Raw genomic sequence first — 19966 nt, 5'->3', positions numbered from 1 at the left:
GGCGGGAGCCGGGCGCGCAGCCGTGCATCCGTCCGGCACGCACGGGATGCTCGCCGCCACACCCGGCCGACACCGCATCGGGGTGCCGGGGCGAAGCCCCCGCCGCGCGACTACGCTCACCCCATGCGTCTCCCCACCCCGGACCAGATCGACGACCTGCACAAGCGCTATGCCGCGACCCCCGACGCGTACGCGACCGTGCGCCGGCACTGCGGGATCGTGTGGCGGATCGCGGAGGGGCTCATCGCCGCCTCGGGCGCCGACGTGGACGCGGATCTCGTACGGGCGGGCTGCCTGCTCCACGACATCGGCGTCCACCGCCTCGACGAGGACGCCGAGCAGGGCGAGCTGGGGCAGGGCCACTACATCCGCCACGGCCTCCTCGGCCACCGGCTGCTCGCCGCCGAGGGCTGGCCCGAGGGCCTGTGCCGCTTCTGCTCCTGCCACACGGGCGTCGGCCTCACCCGCGCCGACATCGAGACCCAGCACCTCCCGCTGCCCCCGGGCGACTACGTGGCGCGCACCGACGAGGAGCGCCTCGTGATGTACGCGGACAAGTTCCACTCCAAGTCGCGCGGCGGTCGCTTCCACACGGCGGACGGCTACGCGCGCCTCGTGACCCGCTTCGGCCCCGGCAAGGACGAGGACTTCGCCTCGCTGCGCGCCCAGTTCGGCGAGCCGGACGTGGCGGCCCTGTCGGCGGAGTTCGGCGACCCGGTACGGGACTGAGGACGGCGGGCGGGAGCGCCGGCCGGGAGCGAGCGGCGTCCGGAGCCCCCGCTCACACCTCCCCGTACGCCTCCCCGCCCAGCGTCAGTTCCGCCGTGCCCGCCGTCGCGTCCGCGAGCCACGCCCGGAAGGCGTCCAGTTCGGTGCCGGGGATGCCGAGGTCGATGCTGACCCGCTCCCCGTACCGCACCTCGCGCACCGAACGGCCCGTCGAGCGCAGGTCGTTCTCGATCTTCCCGGCGCGCTGGTGGTCGACGGTGACGGTCGCGAGGCGGTAGCGGCGGCGGGTGACGGTGCCGAGGCGGTCGAGCGTCTCGCCGACGACCCCGCCGTACGCGCGGATGAGGCCGCCCGCGCCGAGCTTGACCCCGCCGTAGTAGCGCGTGACGACGGCCGCGACGTAGCGCAGCTCGCGCCGCGTGAGCATCTGGAGCATGGGCACGCCCGCAGTGCCGCCCGGCTCCCCGTCGTCGCTCGCCTTCTGCACGGAGGCGCCGGCGCCGAGCACGTACGCCCAGCAGTTGTGGCTCGCGTCGGCGTGCGCGGCGCGCACCCGCGCGAGGAACGCCTGCGCCTCGTCCTCGTCGGCGACCGGGGCGAGGGTGCACAGGAACCGGGACCGGTTGATCTCGGTCTCGTGACTGCCCTCCCGGGCCAGGGTGAGGTACGCGTCCTGAGGCATTGCCCCAGCGTATGCGGCGTGCGGGAATCGCTCGCGGCGGGTGGGTGTTGCCGCTCACGGAGTCATTCGCGAGCGCGGGAGGTGCCGGATGTACGGCGACGACGGGACGGTACGGGAGATCCTGACGGGGACCGGTGACACATGGGCCGTGGTCGGGCTCTCGAACAACACCTCGCGCGCCGCGTACGGCGTGGCCCGGGTCCTCCAGCAGTTCGGCAAGAGGGTCGTCCCCGTCCACCCCAAGGCGGAGACCGTCCACGGCGAACAGGGCTACGCGAGCCTGGAGGACGTCCCCTTCCCGGTGGACGTGGTCGACGTCTTCGTCAACAGCGCGCAGGCGGGCGCGGTGGCCGACGCCGCCGTCGCGAAAGGCGCGAAGGCGGTGTGGTTCCAGCTCGGCGTGATCGACGAGGCGGCCTGCGCGCGGACGCGGGAGGCGGGCCTGGCCATGGTCATGGACCGCTGCCCCGCCATCGAGATCCCCCGCCTCGACGCCTAATCCACCGCGACGCCCAGCCCCTCCACGACGACCGCCCCCGGGAGCTGCGCGAACGCCTTGCCGGGGACGAGGAGCTTGCCGCGGCGCCGGCCGCTGCCGACGAGGACGTAGGGGAGGTCGGTGACCGCGGCGTCGATCAGGAGGGGCCAGTCGTCCGGGAGGCCGACCGGCGTGATGCCGCCGTACTCCATGCCCGACTCGCTCGTCGCGAAGTCCGTCGCGGCGAACGACGCCTTGCGCGCGTCCAGTTGCTTGCGCACGACGCCGTTGACGTCGACGCGCGTGTGCGAGAGCACGAGGCAGGCGGCGTGCCTGCGGGCCTCGCCGCGCCGTCCCGTGACGATGACGCAGTTCGCGGACGCCTCCAGGAGTTCGCGCCCGTAGTGCGCGACGAAGGCGGCGGTGTCCGCGACCTCGGGGTCGGTGTCGACCCAGTACACCTCTTCGGCGGGCACGGGTCCCGCCCAGTGGCGTACCGCGCGGGCGACGGGCTCGACGAGGACGTCGAGGGCCTCGGGAGCGGTACGGACGTCGGTGAAGTTCCCCAGAGGTGCGCGCATGGGCGGCACGTTATCCCACAGCGCCGGGCGCTTCGCCCCGGTCCGCCGCGCAGTGGACGATGCTCGCCGCCTGCTCGGGCCGCAGCGGTGGAGCGGGAAGCGGTGTGGCCGCGCTCCGCCTCAGTCCGTCGCACATGAGGGCCAGGTGCCGCCGCCACGCCTCGGGGGCCACACCGGCGGTCGCCTCGATCGTGCGCGCGACGGACCAGGTCACGAAGGCCAGGTCCTCCGTGACGAAATCGGCGCGCAGAGCGCCCGCACGCTGGGCCGCCGCGACGAGTTCGCCCATGAGCGTGTAGCCGCGGCGCAGTTCCTCCCCCGGGACCAGCTCGGCGAGGCCCGACGCGCAGTACTCGTTGAAGCCCTTGTCCGCCGCCTGCAACAGGCAGAGACGTTCGAGGAAGTACGTGAACCCGGCCCAGGCGTCCGGCATCTCCAGGGCCCGCTCCGCCGAGCGCACCACCGCCTCGGTGTGCTCGGCGTAGACCGCGAGAGAGAGCGCCGTCCGGTCGGGGAAGCGGTTGTAGAGCGTGCCGATGCTGACCCCCGCCCGCCGCGCGACCTCGCTCAGCGGCACGTCGAGCCCGCGCTCGGCGAAGAGCGCGCGCGCCGCTTCCAGCAGCTTCTCCCTGTTCAGCCGGGCGTCCTTGCGCATGGCGCCATCCTAAGGCGGCACGAAGTTGACGCCCCCCTCAAGTTATGGCTACCTTCGATGCAAGTTGAGGTCTGCCTCAACTTGCTCGGATGGCAGCGAGGAGCAAACACATGGATCACGGCACGGGACAGGACGCGGAGAGCGTCACGGGCGGCGGCGAGCTGCTGGCCGTCCTCGGCGTCGGGCCGGGGCTCGGCATGTCGATGGCCGAGCGCTTCGGCGCCGAGGGCCACGACCTCGCCCTGGTCTCCCGCTCGGCGGCACGGCACCCCTCCTACCGCGCCCGCCTCGCGGAACGCGGGATCGGCTCCCGTACGTACGCCGCCGACGTCAACGACCCCGAGGACCTGCACCGGGTGCTCGCCGAGATCCGGGCCGCGCAAGGGCCGGTGGGGGCCGCCTGGTTCGGGCCCGCCTCGACGGAGGGCCCGGCGATCGCGCCGCTCCCGGACGCCGGCCCCGAGGCCCTGCTCGCCCCGGTGCGCGCACTGCTCGCACCGCTCCCCCAGGTCGTGCGGGAGCTGGTGCCGGACATGGTCGCGCGCGGTCGCGGCACGCTGTTCTTCGGCGTGGGCGGCAGCGGCCTCGTCCCCACCCCCGCGCTCGGCACCCTCGCCCCCGCCTCGGCCGCCGCGCGCATGTACGTACTGACGCTCGCCGAGACCCTCGGGGAGAAGGGGGTGCACGTCGCGGCGCTCACCATCGGCGGTGTGATCGCGCGCGGCGACATCCATCGCTCCCTCGTCGCGCAGCCGGGACTGCTCGACGCCTTCGGCACGCTCGACCCCGACGACATCGCCGCCGCCGCGTGGGAACTGCACCGGGAGAGGGACCGCCACGGGCTCGTGTTCGGCCCGGCCTGACCGCCCGCATCCCGGATTCGCCGGGCAGTGGCGGGTCAGCCCCCCGGCTTCTCGTACGGGACCGAGACCGCCATCGTCGCCTCGGTGACGGTCGCGCCCTCGTTGCGGTACGCGTGCGGGGCGTCGGCGGCGAAGACGGCGCCGCTGCCCGTGGGGACGCGGTGGCTCTCCTCGCCGACGACGAGGGTGAGTTCACCGGCGGTGACGTGCAGCAGCTCCCGGGTGCCCGCGGGGTGTGCCTCGGAGGAGTGCGCCTCGCCCGGCGCGAGCCGCCACGTCCACAGCTCCAGCGGCCCGGGGGCCTCGGTGCCCGCGCGGAGCACGCCGCTGCTGCCCGCCCCGGTGCGCCACAGCACCACGGCGTCCTCCTCGGGCACGATCCGCACGCGCGGCCCCGGGACCTGGTCGAGCAGCGTGGGGATGCTGACGCCGAGCGCGTCGGCGACCTTCACGACGGTGCCGAGGCTCGGGTTGGTGCGGGCCTGCTCGATCTGGACGATCATCCCCCGGCTCACCCCGGCCCGCGCCGCGAGCGCGTCGAGCGTGTGCCCGCGCTCGGTGCGCCAGTGCCTGACGTTGCGCGCGAGCGTACGGGTCAGCGCCGCGAGATCCGCCACCGGCCTCCACCTCCTCCACCGCGGGGCCGCGAGGACGGCGGCGCCGGGACACCGCACTGTAGCGAGCGCGCGCGGCCCTCAGTCCCGCTCCCGTTCCGCGAGCCGCTCGAGGCCCGCGAGCTGCTCGGCGTCGAGCGAGGCGAGGGCGGCGAGCTGGGCGGCGCTCGCCCCGCGCGGGAGGGGGACGGGCGCGGGCGTGCGCAGCGGCGGCTGCCAGCCCGTGGCCTCGTCCCAGCGGCGTACGACGCGTGCGGGCGCCCCCGCGACGACCGCTTGGTCGGGCACCGTGCCCCGTACGACGGAACCGGCGGCGACCACGACGTTGCGGCCGAGGTGCGCGCCGGGCAGTATCACGGCGCCCGTGCCGATCCAGGAGCCCGCGCCGATCGTGACCGGCGCACGGCGCGGCCACTGCTTGCCGACCGGCTGGTGCGGGTCGTCGTAGCTGTGGTTGGTCGAGGTGACGTAGACGTACGGGCCGAGGAACGCCTCGTCGCCGATGGTGACGGGCGCGTCGGCGACGACGTGGCTGCCCCGGCCGAGGACGACGCCGTCGCCGAGGCTCAGGACGGGGTCGGGGCCGAGCGTCTCGCCGGGTCCGAGCGGCAGCATCCCCGCGGTGAGGGTCACCTGCTCGGCGATGATGCAGTGCGCGCCGAGGCGTATCCAGCGCTCGTTGAAGATGGTGCCCTGCGGGAAGGCGAGCCGGGTGCCCTCGCCGATCGCGCCGAAGCGCAGCCGCCCGTGCGCGTGCGCGGTGACGGCGCCCGCCTCGCGCAGCAGGCGCCAGCCGGTCTGCGCGGCGCGGTGCGCGAGGGCGCGCGGCCAGTGGGCGGGCGGGGGCAGAGGCTTGCGGTTGCGCGGCACGGACTTACCGTACTCACGAGTAGCCTCGGGGGAACGGCCGGGTTCTGTGATCTTCGTCCCGGCGCGCAAGTCGAAGCTTCGCCCGGCGTGCGGGTCCGCTCAGCGGACCTCGGCGGCGTGGGTCTTCGCGAGATCGCGGTACACGGCGGCGTTGAGCATGATGCCCTCGCGCTCCTCGGGGGTCAGCTCACGGCGCACCTTGGCCGGGACGCCCGCGACGAGGGAGCCCGGCGGCACCTCCATGCCCTGCGGGACGAGGGCCTGCGCGGCGACGAGGGAACCGGCGCCGATCCGCGCCCCGTTGAGGACGGTGGCGCCCATGCCGACGAGGACGTCGTCCTCGACGACGCAGCCGTGCAGGACGGCGTTGTGCCCGACCGAGACGCCGCTGCCGACGCGGACGGGGAAGCCGGGGTCGGCGTGGACGGTGCAGTTGTCCTGCACGTTGCTGCCCCGGCCGATCGAGATGCTGTCCGCGTCCCCGCGCAGCACCGTGTGGTACCAGACGCTCGCCTCCGCCTCCAGGCGGACGGCACCGAGGACGACGGAGGTCGGCGCGGTGAAGGCGGCGGGATCGACCTCGGGGGAACGGCCCCCCACGGGGGAGACGAGGGCGTCGGTCATGCGGGGGTCTCCTGGGTCTTCCCGGACTCGGCGGCGGGCGGGGCGACAGGCGCGGCGGTGGCGGACTCGGCGGCAGGCGGGGCGGTGGGTTCGGCGGTCGCTGCGGACTCGACGGTCGCGGCGGGCTCGACGGTCGCGGCGGCCGTCCCGGCCGTGGTGGCCGTCCCGGCCGTGGTGGCCGGCTCGGCGGCGGCGGGCGCGCTGGCGGCCGTCGCGGTCCCTGTCACCCTCGTACCGGCTTCCGCTCCGCCCGCTCCGCCGAGGATCTTCTCCGCCGCCTCGCCCCTCGCGCGCTGCTTGGCCGCGCGGCGCTTCATGAGGAGGAGCGAGAGGGCGCCGACGAGGAGGGCGGCGAGGAGCGCGAGCCAGGAGAAGCGGCTCAGCCACTCCTCGGCGACCTTGCCCAGCGTGTAGACCACGGCGGTGGTGCCGCCCGCCCAGGCGATGCCGCCGAGCAGGTTGGCGATGAGGAACTTCCAGTACGGCATGTGCAGGACACCCGCGATGGGGCCGGCGAAGATGCGCAGGAGGGCGATGAAGCGGCCGAAGAAGACGGCCCACATGCCCCAGCGGTGGAAGGAGCTCTCGGCCGCCTCGACGTTCTGCGCGCTGAAGTGCTTGGGGAACCGCTGTTCCAGCTTGGCGATGAGCGGGCGCCCGCCCTTGCGCCCGATCGCGTACCCGATCGAGTCGCCGACGACGGCCCCCGCGACGGCGCAGGCACCGAGGACGTACGGGTTGATGTGGCCGTGCTGCGAGGCGAGCACGGCGGAGGAGACGAGCACGACCTCACCGGGCAGCGGGATACCGAGGCTCTCGACGCCGATCACCGCCGCGACGACGATGTACACGGCGATGGGCGGGACGGTCTCCAGCCACTCCTGGACGTGCACCCTGTTGCCTCCCAGACACTTCGCGCGCGACTCGCGCGGATCACGCGGACACTTCACGCCGCTCGCGCCGCGGCCGGCGCGCGTGCGCACGGCGGGCAGCCTACTGGATGAGACAAACGTGAGAAGACGTCCGGGTGTTCCCGCCGGGAGGGCCGCCGAAGACCCCGCCCGCGTGTCACGACCCGGTCTCGCCGCGCCCTCCCCCGTGGCGCGCATCACGCGCCGCCGCCTAGGGTCTCGCTCATGTGGCCAGACGAAAAGCCGCCAGGGGGCGAGCACCATCCACGGATACCGCAGGACGGTCCGTGGCAGCAGGACGCGGGACAGACCGGACAGCCGGACCGGACCGGGCAGCCGGGACAGGGAAGCGGCGGGTACGGGCAGCCGCGACCCGGCCCCGAGGGCGGGTACGGGCAACCGCAGCCCGGCCCGGGCGGTGGCTACGGGCAGCCCGTCCCCGGCCCGTACGCCCAGCAGGGCCCGTACGGACAGCAGCCGAACACGCCGCCGGGCCCGTACGGACAGCAGGGCGGCTACGGGACTCCCGGGCCCTACCAGCAGCCGGGCCCGTACCAGCAGCCCGCCTACGGGTACCCGCCGCAGCAGCCGCCCTACGGCACGGTCGGCGCGGGTGGGCCCGGTGACGGCGGCGGTGGCGGCGGGAAGAACAGCAAGCGGACGACCGTGATCGTCGCGGTCGTCTGCGCCGTCGCCGTCCTCGCGGCGGCCGGGGGCACGGCCGCGTACGTCGTCGACAAGAGGGACGACAAGAAGACCGTGGCCGACGACGGCAAGAAGTCGCCGTCCCCGACCGCCTCCACGCGCGTGCCGAGCCCCACGCCGACCCCGTCCTCGCGCAACACGGGCCGGGAGGAGCCGACGATCCCCGGCTGGCAGGTGGTCGCCAACCCGAAGTTCGGGACGGTCTTCGAGGTGCCGGCGGACTGGGAGGTCGAGCTGGCCGACGCCAGTCGCGGCTACGAGTGGGAGGACAAGGAGGAGACCACCGGCTACGGCTCCGTCTCCGTCAACCGGCCCGCGTACTACAAGTCGGACTGGTGCAGCTACGTCGACAAGAAGGACGGGAAGCAGGACCTGTCCCTCGGCCTCGTCGGCACCCGGGGCGAGCAGGGCGCCAAGAGCACCGACGAGGCCGCCGAGACGCGCGTGCCGTGGTGGGTGTACGGCGGCTTCACCTATCCCGACAAGAAGACGATGAAGCAGGAGAAGGCGAAGCCGTACACGACGAAGTCCGGGCTGACCGGGAGCGTGGCGCGGGCCTGGTCGGAGAACAACCCCAAGACGCACAAGTGCGCGAGCGACGGGAAGGCGATCGTCTTCGCCTTCAAGAACGGCGCGGGTGACTACGTGAGCTGGGACCTCAGCGGGCCCAAGGGCGTCGCCGGGGAGGTGCCCGAGGAGCTGGTCCAGCGCATCCTGAGCACGGTCCGCCTGACGAAGACCGCGCCCAAGAAGATGGACTGAGGGCGGGGGCGGCGGAATCCCGCGGGGCGTCGGGAGGAATTGCCAGGGGGTCCCACCTGCGGGGATAGTCTCCGCGTGAGCACTACACCCCCCACCTCCCCGGCCCCGGGGACGCCCCGTTCCCCGGGGCGCCGGCCCGAGTGGGCCGGACGCAACTACACGCTCCTGACGGCCGCGGCCGTCGTGAGCAATCTCGGGAGCCAGGGCGCGCTCATCGCGAGCGCGTTCGCCGTGCTCGGCGCGGGCGGCGACAGCGGGGACGTCGGGCTCGTGGCCGCGGCGCGCACGCTGCCGCTCGTCGTCTTCCTGCTCGTGGGCGGCGCGCTCGCGGACCGGCTGCCCCGGCACCACGTGATGGTCGCGGCGAACAGCCTCAACTGCGTCTCGCAGGGGCTGTTCGCCGTCCTCGTGCTCACCGGGCACGCCGAACTGTGGTCGATGATGCTGCTCGCCGCGCTCGGCGGCACGGGCACCGCCTTCTTCTCGCCCGCCTCCGAGGGGATGCTCCTCGCCTCCGTGCGGGGGCCGCAGGCCAGCCGCGCCTTCGCCTTCTACCGCGTCGCGATGCACGGCGCGGGGATCGGCGGTGCCGCGCTGGGCGGCGCGCTCGTCGCCGTCATCGGGCCCGGCTGGGTCCTCGCGGTCGACGCGGCGGCCTTCGCGGCGGCGGGGGCGCTGCGCGCGCTGCTCGACGTCGAGAAGATCCCGCGGCGCGAGGGCGACAAGGTCTCGCTCCTGCGGGATCTGCGCGAGGGCTGGCAGGAGGTGATCGGGCGCTCGTGGCTGTGGTCGGTCGTGCTCCAGTTCGCCGTGGTCAACGCCGTCGTCGGGGCCGCCGAGGCGGTGTACGGGCCGCTCGTCGCCGAGGAGCACCTCGGCGGCCCGGGGCCCTGGGGCACGGCGCTCGCCGGGTTCGGCGCGGGCACGCTGCTGGGGGCGCTCGCCATGACGCGGTGGCGCCCCGCGCGGCCCCTGCTCGCGGGCACGCTGTGCGTCCTGCCGCTCGCGCTGCCCTCGGCGGCGCTCGCCGTGCCGCTGTCGGCCGTGGGGCTCTTCGTGGTGATGTTCGTGAGCGGGACGTGCGTCGAGGTCTTCGGCGTCTCGTGGATGACGGTGCTCCACCAGGAGATCCCCGAGGACAAGTTCTCGCGCGTCTCCTCCTACGACTGGCTCGGCTCGATCGCGATGCTGCCGCTCGCCACCGCGATCGCCGGGCCCGTGGAGTCGGCGGTGGGGCGCTCGGCGGCGCTGTGGGGCTGCTCGGGGCTGATCCTGCTCCTGACGCTCGCGGTGCTGTGCGTACCGGAGGTCCGGAACCTGCGCCGCGCGCCCGGGGCGGCGGCCGTGCCGGTGCTCCCGGCGCCGGAGGAGGGCCTGCCGGAGACGGTGACGACGCCGGGCGGCGAGCGTCCCGGGGCCTGATCAGCCGACCTGGAAGGTGCCGCCCGGCGGGAGCGGGGACGGGGTGCTCTCGCCGTCGCGCACGGGGCGCGCGGAGCCCCGTAGCGCCTCGATGGCGTCGCGCTCCTCGACGAGGCGGGCCGGGAAGGCGTCCTGGGCGCAGCGGCGGGCGAGTCCCCCGGTCGGGAGCGGCGCCGTGGAGGCGAGGACGACGACGTTGCCGAAGCGGCGCCCGCGCAGCACGGCGGGCTCGGCGAGGAGCGCGAGGTGGGCGAAGGCGGTGCCGAGGGTCGCGAGCTGGGCGCCGAGGAAGGCGAAGGGCGCGGAGTCGGCGAGGTTGGCGAGGTAGAGGCCGCCGGGGCGCAGGACGCGGGCGGCCTCGCGCGCGTACCCGGTGGTGGTGAGGTGCCCGGGGACGGAGGAGCCGCCGAAGACGTCGGCGACGAGCACGTCCGCCCGGTCCGCCGCCGCCCGCTCCAGCCACGCCCGCGCGTCCTCGACGTGCACGGCTGCCCCCGGCACCGGGGGCAGCACCTCGTCGACGAGCGCGGCGAGGCCCCGGTCCGCCTCGACGACGTCCTGCCGGGACCCGGGCCGGGTGGCGGCGAGGTACCGGGGCAGGGTGAGCGCGCCCCCGCCGAGGTGGACGACGTCGAGTGCCGCGCCCTCGTCCGCGGCGAGGTCGAGCGCGTGCCCCATCCGCCGGGTGTACTCGAACTCCAGGTGAGTGGGGGCGTCGAGATCGACGTACGACTGCGGGGCCTCGTCCACCGTGAGCAACCAGGCCCGCGCCCGGTCCACGTCGGGCAGCAGCCGCGCGACACCGTGGTCGACGGCACGGCGGACGGGAAGGGGTTCGGGAGAGGTCACGGGGCCATTGTGCCGCCCCCGGGGCCCGTGGTGATGAGTCCCTCCGGCGCCTGAGGGGCGGGGCCCGGGGCACAGCCCCGCGAGGCCGGGCCCGGCACCGGGGGACCACTCACCCCGCCCATTCGGTTACGCTCCCCAAATGTTCGACGAAGTCGAAATCCGCCCCGCTCGCGGAGTACGGCTGCTGTTCTCGCCGTGGGCGCGCCTCGCTCTCCTCCTCGCCCTTCTCGGCACGGGCGCCGCCCTCCTCCTGAGCCACGACCCCCGCGCCCTTCTCACCGGCACGCTCTCGCACCAGTTCACGGGCGGTGCCGCCGTCGCCGCCTTCGCCCTGGCCTACGGCGTCTGCACGGCGGCCTTCGTGCCACGTCCCGTGCTCAACCTGCTCGCCGGAGCGCTCTTCGGGAGCGGCTTCGGGCTCGGTGCCGCGGTCGCCGGTTCGGTGCTCGGCGCGGGACTGGCCTTCGGGCTCGGCCGCGTCCTCGGCCAGGACGCGCTGCGCCCGCTGCTGCGGACGAGATGGCTGCGCGCGGCCGACGGCCAGCTCAGCGAGCACGGCTTCCGCACGACGCTCGCGCTGCGCCTCTTCCCCGGGCTCCCCTACTGGGGCGTCAACTACTGCGCCGCGGTGGCCCGCACCCGGTGGCTGCCGTTCCTGCTGGCCACGGCGATCGGCGTCGTGCCGAACACGGCGGCGTACGTCATCGCGGGCAGCCGGGCCGCAACGCCGGGCTCACCGGTCTTCCTGCTGGCGGTGGGTTTCGTCGTGGTGACGGCGCTCGCCGGGGGCTGTGTCGGCTGGCGGCGCAGGCACCGGATGGGGGGCGACGACGCGGCCGGCGAGGAGACGCCCGAGCTCGTCGGCGCGAGCGGCAGGCGTTGACACCCCATTGGCCCACGCTTCGGCTCGCGTTCACCTGTCCGTACCCTCTCGTGCCCTACGCTCACCGCGACCGGCGCATGATCGTCTCTCCCTCCCCGGGCCCTACGGCGGCGGCGGTCCACCACCTCCGGCCGGGGCCGCTTCCGGTCCCGTACCTGACAACTGTGGGACGGCTGCGCGTTCATGTCTTGGTTCGAATCCTTCATTCTCGGTCTGGTCCAGGGCCTGACCGAGTTCCTCCCGATCTCGTCGAGCGCGCACCTGCGGCTCTCCGCGGCCTTCGCGGGCTGGCACGACCCGGGAGCGGCGTTCACCGCGGTCACCCAGATCGGCACGGAGTGCGCGGTGATCCTGTACTTCCGCAAGGACATCGGGCGCATCATCACCGCGTGGTTCAGGTCCCTGACCAGCCGTGAGGCCCGCGCCGACCACGACGCGAAGATGGGCTGGCTCGTGATCGTCGGCTCGATCCCGATCGGCGTGCTCGGCATCACGCTCCAGGACCAGATCGAGGGCCCGTTCCGCGATCTGCGGCTCATCGCGACGACGCTCGTCGTCATGGGGCTCGTCCTCGGCTTCGCGGACTTCCTCGCGGCGCGCGACGAGAACGGCGGCAGGCACCGCGCGGGCGGTCAGCGCAAGACGCTCGACGACCTCGGGGTACGGGACGGGCTCATCTACGGCTGCTGCCAGGCGCTCGCCCTCGTTCCCGGCGTCTCCCGCTCGGGCGCGACGATCAGCGGCGGTCTGCTCATGGGCTACACGCGCGCCGCGGCGGCGCGGTACTCGTTCCTGCTCGCGATCCCCGCCGTGCTCGCCTCGGGGATCTTCGAGCTGAAGGACGCGGGCGAGGGGCACGTGTCGTGGGGGCCGACGCTCTTCGCCACGGTCATCGCGTTCGTCGTCGGGTACGCGGTCATCGCGTGGTTCATGCGTTACATCAGCCACCGCAGCTTCCTCCCCTTCGTGATCTACCGCATCGCGCTCGGCCTCGTGCTCTTCGGTCTCGTGCAGAGCGGGGCCCTGAGCCCGCACGCGGGCGAGTCGGCGGGCTGAGCCACGCCGGACGGGCCGAGGGGCGCCGACGCGGTACGCGCCGCGTCGGCGCAGGTCAGCGGGGGTGCGCGGCTGAGCGGTGAGGACACGGGCGGTGAAATGAGGCCGAGATCACAAAAGCCGCCCACAAAGGGGCGTTTGAGGGGTGATCAAGCAGGTCAGGAGGGTCGCACACACCGCGCTCCGAGGCCACGAACGGTGCCGACGAGGCAGCGGTCCGTCACCTTCACCCCCTAGGCTGGGACACATGTCCGCCAATCCACTCACTCCCGCTCAGCCCGCCCGTTCCGCCGCCGCCGTCAACGAGGAGATCCGCAGCCTGTGGCTGCGCGCGGGCGGCCATCTCACGGCGGAACAGCGCGTCGAGTACGAGCGGCTCATCACCGAGTGGGCCGCGGCGGTACGGCGCGAGGTCGTCCCGGCGGCCTGAAGCGGGGCCCGGTCCGCCGTCCACCCCCTCGCCCGGCCCCGCGACCCCCCTCTCCCGCGGCGCTCACGCCTTCCCGCGCACCGCTCCCGCCCGCCGCGCGCTGTACGCCAGCGCGCGCAGCCCCTCCAGGTGCGCCGCGAGCGCCCGCCGCCCCTCGGCGGTGAGCGAGAGCCACGTCCGCGGCCTGCGTCCCGCGTACCCCTTGCGCACCCGTACGTACCCGGCCTCCGCGAGCGCCGTCGCGATGCGGCTCACGCTCGCGTCCGAGAGCCCCGCGTAGTCCCGTACCGCACCGAACTCCGCCTCGGCGCAGCCGGAGAGGAAGGCCGCGACGGTGAGCCGGGTCGGGTGCTGGAGGTGCGGGTCGAGCCCGTCCGGCGTCGTCATCCGGCGTCCGCCGCGCGCCGTGCCGCGCGCGCCCGCGCGTCGTGCAGGGCCGTCTGCGTCCACAGCGTCGCGCCGAGCAGGGCGCCGGAGGCGAGGGCCCCCGCGGTCCTGCCCAAGGGCGGCGCGAGGAGCCAGCCCGCCCCGTACAGCGCCGCCTGCACGAGCGTCGGCGTCAGGCGCTCCCACGTGCTGCCGCCGTCCCCCGGCCACGCGAGGACGCGCGAGCGGCGTACCGCGACGTAGTGGACGACCACGAACGCGGCGGCGAGGACGCACAGGAGCGCGCCCGTGAGGTCACCGGCGCGCGCGGGCCAGGGGGCGCCACCGAGCGCGAAGACCGCCGCGCCGAGCACTCCGCGCGCGGGGGCGAACCAGCGCGGCCACGGCTGCGGCAACGGCTGCGGCGCCGCACTCCCCGTCCGCCCGGCGAGACGGAGCGTCCGCTCCGCGTACGTCGTCGTCCCCGGCTCCGGTCCGTTCGGCACCGCGTCTCCCCCTGGTCGTCGTGTGCTGCCCGTCTCTCCAGGCTGGCACATACTTTTGTGTGCCAAAAGCATTTCGGCGTAAGGGAGTTGTCCCGCTGTGACGGGCAAGCGGTGCGGAAAGCGTGACGGCCGGGGCGGGGGGCGTCACGCGCGCAGCGCCGCCTCCAGGCGGGTCAGCGAGTCGACGCTCCAGTCCACCGCCGCCCGCACCGTGGCGTCCTCCGCCCACCAGTGCCCCCAGGGCCCGCGGCGCAGGTGGGCGACGCGGAGGCCCGCCGCCTTGGCGGGGAAGACGTCGTGCGCGGGGTGGTCGCCCACGTAGACCGTCTCGGCGGGCTCCGTGCCCGCCTCCTTCAGCACGCGCGCGAAGAAGTCCGGCGAGGGCTTGGCGAGTCCCCACTCCTCGGAGGTGGCGAGGAGGTCCACGGGGAGATCCAAGTCGCGCAGGAGCTGGCCCGCGCGAGCGGTCTGGTTGCCGACGACGAGGACACGGTGGCCGCGCTCGCGCAGCGCGGCGAGAGCCGGGCGCACGTCGGGGTAGAGGTCGCTCTCGTCGAGGTACTCGCCCCTGCCCACGACGTCGCGCGCCTGCCGGGCCCCGGCGACGTCGATGCCGGGGCGCAGCAGCCGCAGCGCGTCGTCGTGGTCGCCCCCGGCCGCCACCGCGGCGCCGACGAGCGCGGAGACCGTGTGCCTGGGCACGCCCAGCCAGTCGGCCCAGCCCGCCCAGTACCGGTCGTCCTTGACCAGGGTCTCGCCGATGTCGAACACGATCGTCTCGTTCATCCGCGCAGCGTACGAGCATCGGCGCGGCGCACGGCCCAAGCGCGCCGCCCGCCGGTGACACGCCGTACGGCCGGGTGCGTGGGCGGGCCGGGGACGGGCCGGGCGACGCGCCCATTCCCCCAAGAGAAGGTAAAAAAACGAAACAGTTTCGTTCACCACGCGAAGCCCTCGACACCCCTCCCGGCCCCGTTGAGCTGCGTATTCCCGATATTCCACGTCAATGCGGGTGACGCGCATCTCAATGCACGCGAGGCAAGCTGTTGGAAGCGGCTCGACGGAGCCCTTACGGTTGTGTACGAAACGGTTTCGTTTCCAGGTGGCCCGCTCACGGGCCCCGCAGTCCCGCGCCGCCCCACCGGCGCACCCACCGTCCCGTCAGCGTTTCCCGACGCGCCCTGGAGCACCAGTCCATGAGTGAATCCACACAGACCCTCGGTCAGCCGGTGGACCGGTCGCCGGCTCCCACCGGCACATCGGCGGCCACCCGCGAGAAGTCCGCGAACCACCGTTGGTGGGTACTGGGTGTCATCGCCCTGGCCCAGCTGATGGTCGTCCTGGACGCGACCATCGTCAACATCGCCCTGCCCTCGGCGCAGAAGGCGCTGGAGTTCAGCGACGGCAACAGGCAGTGGGTCGTGACGGCCTACGCCCTCTCCTTCGGCAGCCTCCTGCTGCTCGGCGGCAGGCTCGCCGACCTCCTCGGCCGCAAGACCGTCTTCCTCACCGGCGTCGTCGGCTTCGCGGGTGCCTCCGCGCTCGCCGGCGCCGCGCAGAACTTCGAGGTCCTCGTCACGGGCCGCGTCCTCCAGGGCGTCTTCGGGGCGCTCCTGGCCCCGGCCGCGCTCGCGCTGCTCAACACGACCTTCACCGACGCCAAGGAGCGCGCCCGCGCCTTCGGCATCTACGGCGCCATCGCGGGTGCGGGCGGCGGCATCGGCCTGCTCCTCGGCGGGGTGCTCACCGAGCACCTCAGCTGGCGCTGGACCCTCTACGTCAACCTGATCATCGCGGTGTTCGCGCTGATCGGCGGTCTGGTCTTCCTCAGCCGCAGCACCGTGAAGGACCGGCCCAAGCTCGACCTGCCGGGCACGCTCCTCGCCTCGGCCGGGCTCTTCGGCCTCGTCTACGGCTTCTCGAACGCGGAGACCCACGACTGGTCCTCGCCGATGACGTGGGGCTTCCTCTCCGGCGCGGCCGTCGTGCTCGCCGTCTTCGCCTGGTGGCAGACCCGCAGCTCGCACCCGCTGCTCCCGCTGCGCGTCCTCGCGGACCGCGACCGCGGCGCCTCGTTCATCCTGGTCGCGATCTCCAGCATGGGCATGTTCGGCGTCTTCCTCTTCCTGACGTACTACCTGCAGGCTTCGCTGGGCTTCACGCCGGTCAAGACCGGTCTCGCCTTCCTGCCGATGATCGGCGCCCTGATGGTGACGGCCCAGCTCTCCACCAACCTGCTGCTGCCCCGGGTCGGGCCCCGGCCGATCGTCCCGGTCGGCCTGCTGATGGCCTCCGGCGGTCTCGTCTGGATGACCGGCCTCGACCTCAGCAGCACCTACGCGGCCAACGTGCTGCCCCCGCTGATCCTCATGGGTCTCGGCCTCGGCCTCGTCATGCCGCCCGCGATGAGCCTCGCCACGAGCCGCATCGCGGTGAAGGACGCGGGCGCGGGTTCGGCCGCGGTCAACACGATGCAGCAGGTCGGCGGCGCCATCGGCACCGCGCTGCTCAACACGCTGGCCGCGAGCGCCGCGACCAGCTACCTCGAAGGCAGGAAGCCGAGCCCCGGCGTCCTCGCCCAGGCCCAACTGGAGAGCTACTCGACCGCGTACTGGTGGTCGGCCGGCTTCTTCGCCGCGGGCGCGATCATCGCGGCGCTCATGTACCGCAGCGGTCGCCCCGACCTGAGCACCGGCGACGGCGAGAGCGCGCCGACGGTGCACATGTGACACCCCTCCCGGTGCCGGAGGCGACCCCCTCCGGCACCGGGCCACCCACTCCCCGGGCGCGCATGAGCGGGCCTGCCCGGGGACCACGCCGGAAGCCACGTGGGGACGGAGGCCCAACCGGCGGCCTGGTCCGGGCACCCGAAGCGGCATCACGCCGCGGGGGTGTCCGGGCCTTTCGGCGTAGGGCCCGGCCGACGGGGCCCCGGCGGGGTGCGCACGCGGGACGCGAGGACGTACGCGGGACGCGAGCCCCCGTTCGCGAGCCCCCCGCCCGTGCCGCCCTCAGCCCCGTGCCCCCGCCTCCTCCGCCGCCAGCACGACCCGCTCGCACAACTCGTGGGTCTCCAGGGCGTCGCGCGCGCTGAGCGGGGCGCCGCTCGCGACCGCGTCGAGGAAGGCTTCCACGCACTGCTCGATGCCCCGCTGGCGGGCGACCGGCGTCCAGTCGCCCCGGCGGCGGACGGTCGGCTGGCCCCGGTGGTCGGTGATCTCCGCGAGGTCGCGCACGACGCGCTTGCTGTCCTGCCCCGAGACCTCCAGGACCTCCTCCGTCGAACCGCTCACGCGGTTCATGATCCCGAGCGCGGTGAAGCCAGGACCGGCGAGCTGGAGCACGACGTGCGCGAGGAGGCCGTCCTCGCTCGCGCGGGCGTGCACGCGCACCTCGTCGGGAGTGCCGGGGACGAGGAAGCGGAGCGTGTCGACGACGTGGACGAAGTCGTCGAGGACGAAGGTGCGGGCGCGCTCGGGAAGGCCGTGCCGGTTCTTCTGGAGCACGATCAGGTCGCGCGGGTGCTCCAGGCACTGGGCGTAGCCGGGCGCGTGACGGCGGTTGAAGCCGACCATGAGCGGGACACCGCGCTCCTCGGCGAGGTCCACGACGCGCCGCGACTCCTTCAGCTCGTACGCGAGCGGCTTGTCGACGTACGTGGGCACCCCCGCCTCCACGAGCCGGGTCACCAGCTCCGGGTGCGCCGGCGTCGCCGCGTGCACGAGCACCGCGTCGGGGCGCGCGGCGAGCACGCCTTCCAGGTCGGTGTGCAGGCGCTCGCGCGATACGTGGTACTGGGCGCCGAGCCGGTCGAGGGTCGCCGGGTTCCGCGTGCACAGGTGCAGTTCCGTGTCCGCCCGGGTCCCCAGCACCGGCAGGTACGCCTTCTCGGCTATGTCCCCGAGCCCCACGCACGCGATCTTCACGGCACCGCCCTTCCGCCACCGCCCGCGCGGGCCGGATGCCCGCCGCTCCGGGCGCGCTCGCAGCATAAGCGGGCGGGGGACGGTGCGCGCGGGCGGGCGTGGCCATGCCACGCCCGTGCCCGGTACGGGTTCCCTCCTGGCGGCGTGGCGCGGTCAGTGAGCGAGCCCGGCCGCCGCGCGCGTCGCCGCGTCGAACTCCACGTACTCGATGACCGCTCCGCCCACGTGCCGTACGACGAGGTTGCGGCCCGTCGGGGCGGCGCGGGGCGGGGCGAGGATCTCGGCGCCCTCGCGCGCGGCGCGGTCGAGCACCGGGGTGAGCGCGTCCACGACGACGGTGGCGTGCGTGGCGCGGACGGGGGCGAGGGCTTCGGGCGAGCCCGCGAGGAGCAGGAAGCCGCCGATGACGGCGAGTTCGATGCCCCGGTGGGAGAAGCGCAGTCGGGGTTCCTCGCCGGTCAGGGCGCGGAAGGCGGGGAGTGCGGCGTCGAGGTCGTCGACGTAGCTGCGGGCGAAGGTGGCGAGCACGGTCATGGGGCCACTGTGCCGCGCGTCAGCGCCCGCGCGTCCACCACCCCACTCGTCCGGTGGACTTCGGGCCCCTCGGCTTGGTGCGGCGGGGCGCGGCTCCGCACAGTGGCGGGGTGCGAATGACGAGAACCGCCACCGGGGTCCTGCTCGCCCTCGCGGGCGCGGTGCTGTCCGGGTGTGTGAGCGTGCGTGAGACGGCGAGGGAACCGGCGGAGCCCGCGGCGCGGGCGAGCCTCGCGGTGCCGGGCGCGCTCACCGCGTCCACGACACCGCTGCCGAGTCCCCGCTCCCGCCGGGGGTCCCACTCGGCGGGGCACCGCGAGGACCCGGCACCGCCCCAGCCGGCCCCTCCCCCGCCCCGCGCGGCACCGACCCGCGCCCACACGCCGCCCGCGGCGCCCCCGGCGCCCCCGCGCCGCGCCGCCCCGCACCGCGAGCAGCGCGAGGCCAGGCCCTCGGCGAGGGGGAACGGGGGCGGTGGCGTGTGCGCCCTGGGCCGTACGTACGGCGGCTGGCCCGCCGACAGCCCGCAGGCGCGGATCTGCCGGGACGCGTACGGCGGTTGAGGGGCGCGGGCGTGTCAGGCCCGCAGCGCCGCCGACAGTTCCCCGCGGGCGCGCGCCGCCGCGCCGACGGGGACGGCGTCGGAGGCGAGCGCCGCGCGCACGAGGCGCACCGGGTGCCCGCTCACCGGCGGTTCGGCGGCGAGGGCGGCCAGGACGACCGGCTCCAGGAGCGGCCAGGCACCGCTGACGCCGCCGCCCACGACGACGGTCGTGAGGTCGACGACGCCCGCCGTGATCACGACGGCGCGCGCGATGCCCCGCCCGGCGGCCTCGTAGACGGCGCGCGCGTCCTCGTCCCCGTACGTGGCGGCCTCGTACACCTCGCGGGCGGTGAGGCGCCGCCCGGTGCGGTCCGCGTACCTGGCGCCGATGGACCGGCCCGACGCGAGCGTCTCCAGGTGGCCGCGTCCGCCGCACGTGCACGGCAGATCGCCGAAACCGGGGATGTGGCCGATCTCGCCCGCCGCGCCGTGCGGACCGGGGAAGAGGGTGCCGCCGGTCCAGAGGGCGCCGCCGACGCCGGTCCCGAGGGTCATCCCGAGCACGTCGCTCTCGCCGCGCACGGCACCCGCCGAGACCTCCCCCATGAGGAAGGCGTTGACGTCGTTGTCGAGGAAGGCCGGGACGCCGAGGGCCGTCTCGACCGCTTCCGTGACGGCGAATCCGGCCCAGCCGCGGAAGGAGTCGCTCGCGACGAGGATGCGCCCGGTCGCGGGGTCCACGACGCCGGCCGCGCCGACCCCGGCGCCGACGAGCCGGCCCGGGGTGCGGGCCAGGAGCGGGGCGAGCGCGCCGAGCGCGGCGCCCGTCATGGCGTGGCCGCCCTCGCGCGCGGGCGTCGCGACCTCGGCCCGGGTGAGGACGGTCAGGTCGTCGGCGCACACGACCACCTGGGTCGTCGTGCCGCCGATGTCGATGCCCGCGAACAACGGCCGCGCGGGATCGGGGGCCGTACGG

At 74.7% G+C, this 19966-nt stretch carries 24 protein-coding genes; 10 read left to right on the top strand and 14 right to left on the bottom strand.

What is annotated here, in order from left to right:
• The first annotated feature begins 123 nt into the window (after window positions 1-123).
• A complete protein-coding gene (locus tag STTU_RS29295) occupies window positions 124-729 on the top strand; it encodes an HD domain-containing protein (protein ID WP_007829658.1) in 606 nt (201 codons plus the stop codon).
• 52 nt (window positions 730-781) lie between these two features.
• On the opposite strand, the gene STTU_RS29290 is transcribed toward STTU_RS29295, so the two are convergent.
• A complete protein-coding gene (locus STTU_RS29290; protein ID WP_007829656.1) occupies window positions 782-1411 on the bottom strand; it encodes a YigZ family protein in 630 nt (209 codons plus the stop codon).
• A gap of 88 nt (window positions 1412-1499) precedes the next feature.
• On the opposite strand from STTU_RS29290, the gene STTU_RS29285 reads away from it, so the two are divergent.
• Window positions 1500-1910, top strand: a complete 411-nt coding sequence (locus STTU_RS29285) for a CoA-binding protein (protein WP_043256674.1) — start codon at window positions 1500-1502, stop codon at window positions 1908-1910.
• Here the strand turns inward: STTU_RS29285 and STTU_RS29280 are convergent.
• Window positions 1907-2470, bottom strand: a complete 564-nt coding sequence (locus tag STTU_RS29280; RefSeq protein WP_007829643.1) for a YbaK/EbsC family protein — start codon at window positions 2468-2470, stop codon at window positions 1907-1909. The two genes, STTU_RS29285 and STTU_RS29280, sit on opposite strands and share 4 nt — an antisense overlap.
• A 10-nt stretch (window positions 2471-2480) precedes the next feature.
• Window positions 2481-3125, bottom strand: a complete 645-nt coding sequence (locus tag STTU_RS29275; RefSeq protein ID WP_007829641.1) for a TetR/AcrR family transcriptional regulator — start codon at window positions 3123-3125, stop codon at window positions 2481-2483.
• A gap of 110 nt (window positions 3126-3235) precedes the next feature.
• Between STTU_RS29275 and STTU_RS29270 the strand changes: the two genes are divergently transcribed.
• The gene (locus tag STTU_RS29270) at window positions 3236-3988 is read left to right on the top strand and encodes an SDR family NAD(P)-dependent oxidoreductase (RefSeq protein ID WP_007829639.1); all 753 of its coding nucleotides are present in this window, start codon (window positions 3236-3238) and stop codon (window positions 3986-3988) included.
• A gap of 35 nt (window positions 3989-4023) precedes the next feature.
• On the opposite strand, the gene STTU_RS29265 is transcribed toward STTU_RS29270, so the two are convergent.
• From STTU_RS29265 to STTU_RS29250, 4 genes are all read right to left on the bottom strand, one after another.
• Window positions 4024-4605 carry a helix-turn-helix domain-containing protein gene (locus tag STTU_RS29265; RefSeq protein WP_043256671.1) on the bottom strand — a complete coding sequence of 194 codons (582 nt, stop codon included), beginning with the start codon at window positions 4603-4605 and terminating at the stop codon, window positions 4024-4026.
• A gap of 78 nt (window positions 4606-4683) precedes the next feature.
• Complete coding sequence (locus STTU_RS29260) at window positions 4684-5472, bottom strand: acyltransferase (protein ID WP_007829635.1); 789 nt, start codon at window positions 5470-5472, stop codon at window positions 4684-4686.
• Between the two features lie 99 nt (window positions 5473-5571).
• Window positions 5572-6096, bottom strand: coding sequence for a gamma carbonic anhydrase family protein (locus STTU_RS29255; RefSeq protein ID WP_009063158.1), 525 nt, complete (start codon window positions 6094-6096; stop codon window positions 5572-5574).
• Window positions 6093-6989: a DedA family protein gene (locus tag STTU_RS29250; protein ID WP_007829631.1), complete on the bottom strand. Its 897-nt coding sequence runs from the start codon at window positions 6987-6989 to the stop codon at window positions 6093-6095. Before STTU_RS29250 ends, STTU_RS29255 begins: the two co-directional genes overlap by 4 nt.
• Window positions 6990-7232: 243 nt before the next feature.
• On the opposite strand from STTU_RS29250, the gene STTU_RS29245 reads away from it, so the two are divergent.
• Both STTU_RS29245 and STTU_RS29240 read left to right on the top strand, forming a co-directional pair.
• Window positions 7233-8474, top strand: coding sequence for a hypothetical protein (locus tag STTU_RS29245; RefSeq protein WP_007829630.1), 1242 nt, complete (start codon window positions 7233-7235; stop codon window positions 8472-8474).
• Between the two features lie 75 nt (window positions 8475-8549).
• Window positions 8550-9896: an MFS transporter gene (locus tag STTU_RS29240; RefSeq protein WP_007829629.1), complete on the top strand. Its 1347-nt coding sequence runs from the start codon at window positions 8550-8552 to the stop codon at window positions 9894-9896.
• Here STTU_RS29240 and STTU_RS29235 read toward each other — a convergent pair whose 3' ends face one another.
• Window positions 9897-10745: a spermidine synthase gene (locus STTU_RS29235; RefSeq protein WP_007829628.1), complete on the bottom strand. Its 849-nt coding sequence runs from the start codon at window positions 10743-10745 to the stop codon at window positions 9897-9899.
• A gap of 139 nt (window positions 10746-10884) precedes the next feature.
• On the opposite strand from STTU_RS29235, the gene STTU_RS29230 reads away from it, so the two are divergent.
• From STTU_RS29230 to STTU_RS29220, 3 genes are all read left to right on the top strand, one after another.
• On the top strand, window positions 10885-11628 hold the full coding sequence (locus STTU_RS29230; RefSeq protein ID WP_007829627.1) for a TVP38/TMEM64 family protein: 744 nt from the start codon (window positions 10885-10887) through the stop codon (window positions 11626-11628).
• A gap of 183 nt (window positions 11629-11811) precedes the next feature.
• Complete coding sequence (locus STTU_RS29225) at window positions 11812-12684, top strand: undecaprenyl-diphosphate phosphatase (RefSeq protein ID WP_007829625.1); 873 nt, start codon at window positions 11812-11814, stop codon at window positions 12682-12684.
• 247 nt (window positions 12685-12931) lie between these two features.
• Entirely contained in the window at window positions 12932-13114 is a 183-nt protein-coding gene (locus STTU_RS29220; RefSeq protein ID WP_007829623.1) for a hypothetical protein, read from the top strand.
• 63 nt (window positions 13115-13177) lie between these two features.
• Here the strand turns inward: STTU_RS29220 and STTU_RS29215 are convergent, their stop codons facing one another.
• The 3 genes from STTU_RS29215 to STTU_RS29205 all read right to left on the bottom strand — a co-directional run bounded on the left by STTU_RS29215 (window position 13178) and on the right by STTU_RS29205 (window position 14772).
• On the bottom strand, window positions 13178-13501 hold the full coding sequence (locus tag STTU_RS29215) for a transcriptional regulator (protein ID WP_009063171.1): 324 nt from the start codon (window positions 13499-13501) through the stop codon (window positions 13178-13180).
• Window positions 13498-13986, bottom strand: coding sequence for a hypothetical protein (locus tag STTU_RS29210; protein WP_007829618.1), 489 nt, complete (start codon window positions 13984-13986; stop codon window positions 13498-13500). Before STTU_RS29210 ends, STTU_RS29215 begins: the two co-directional genes overlap by 4 nt.
• Before the next feature lie 144 nt (window positions 13987-14130).
• On the bottom strand, window positions 14131-14772 hold the full coding sequence (locus STTU_RS29205) for an HAD family hydrolase (RefSeq protein ID WP_007829616.1): 642 nt from the start codon (window positions 14770-14772) through the stop codon (window positions 14131-14133).
• Window positions 14773-15182: 410 nt separating this feature from the next.
• On the opposite strand from STTU_RS29205, the gene STTU_RS29200 reads away from it, so the two are divergent.
• On the top strand, window positions 15183-16715 hold the full coding sequence (locus STTU_RS29200) for a DHA2 family efflux MFS transporter permease subunit (protein ID WP_202531790.1): 1533 nt from the start codon (window positions 15183-15185) through the stop codon (window positions 16713-16715).
• Between the two features lie 282 nt (window positions 16716-16997).
• Here the strand turns inward: STTU_RS29200 and STTU_RS29195 are convergent, their stop codons facing one another.
• Window positions 16998-17912: a Gfo/Idh/MocA family protein gene (locus STTU_RS29195; RefSeq protein WP_043256666.1), complete on the bottom strand. Its 915-nt coding sequence runs from the start codon at window positions 17910-17912 to the stop codon at window positions 16998-17000.
• A 153-nt stretch (window positions 17913-18065) separates the two neighbouring features.
• Window positions 18066-18446, bottom strand: coding sequence for a VOC family protein (locus tag STTU_RS29190; RefSeq protein WP_007829609.1), 381 nt, complete (start codon window positions 18444-18446; stop codon window positions 18066-18068).
• A 116-nt stretch (window positions 18447-18562) separates the two neighbouring features.
• Between STTU_RS29190 and STTU_RS29185 the strand changes: the two genes are divergently transcribed.
• The gene (locus tag STTU_RS29185) at window positions 18563-19009 is read left to right on the top strand and encodes a hypothetical protein (RefSeq protein WP_043256664.1); all 447 of its coding nucleotides are present in this window, start codon (window positions 18563-18565) and stop codon (window positions 19007-19009) included.
• A 14-nt stretch (window positions 19010-19023) separates the two neighbouring features.
• Here STTU_RS29185 and STTU_RS29180 read toward each other — a convergent pair whose 3' ends face one another.
• Entirely contained in the window at window positions 19024-19938 is a 915-nt protein-coding gene (locus tag STTU_RS29180) for an ROK family protein (RefSeq protein WP_007829605.1), read from the bottom strand.
• Between the last annotated feature and the right edge of the window lie 28 nt (window positions 19939-19966).

It is taken from the genome of Streptomyces sp. Tu6071 (assembly GCF_000213055.1).
Taxonomy (GTDB): domain Bacteria; phylum Actinomycetota; class Actinomycetes; order Streptomycetales; family Streptomycetaceae; genus Streptomyces; species Streptomyces evansiae.
The sequence above is the reverse complement of the archived record's forward strand: the minus strand, read 5'-3'. Positions and strand labels throughout refer to the sequence as shown.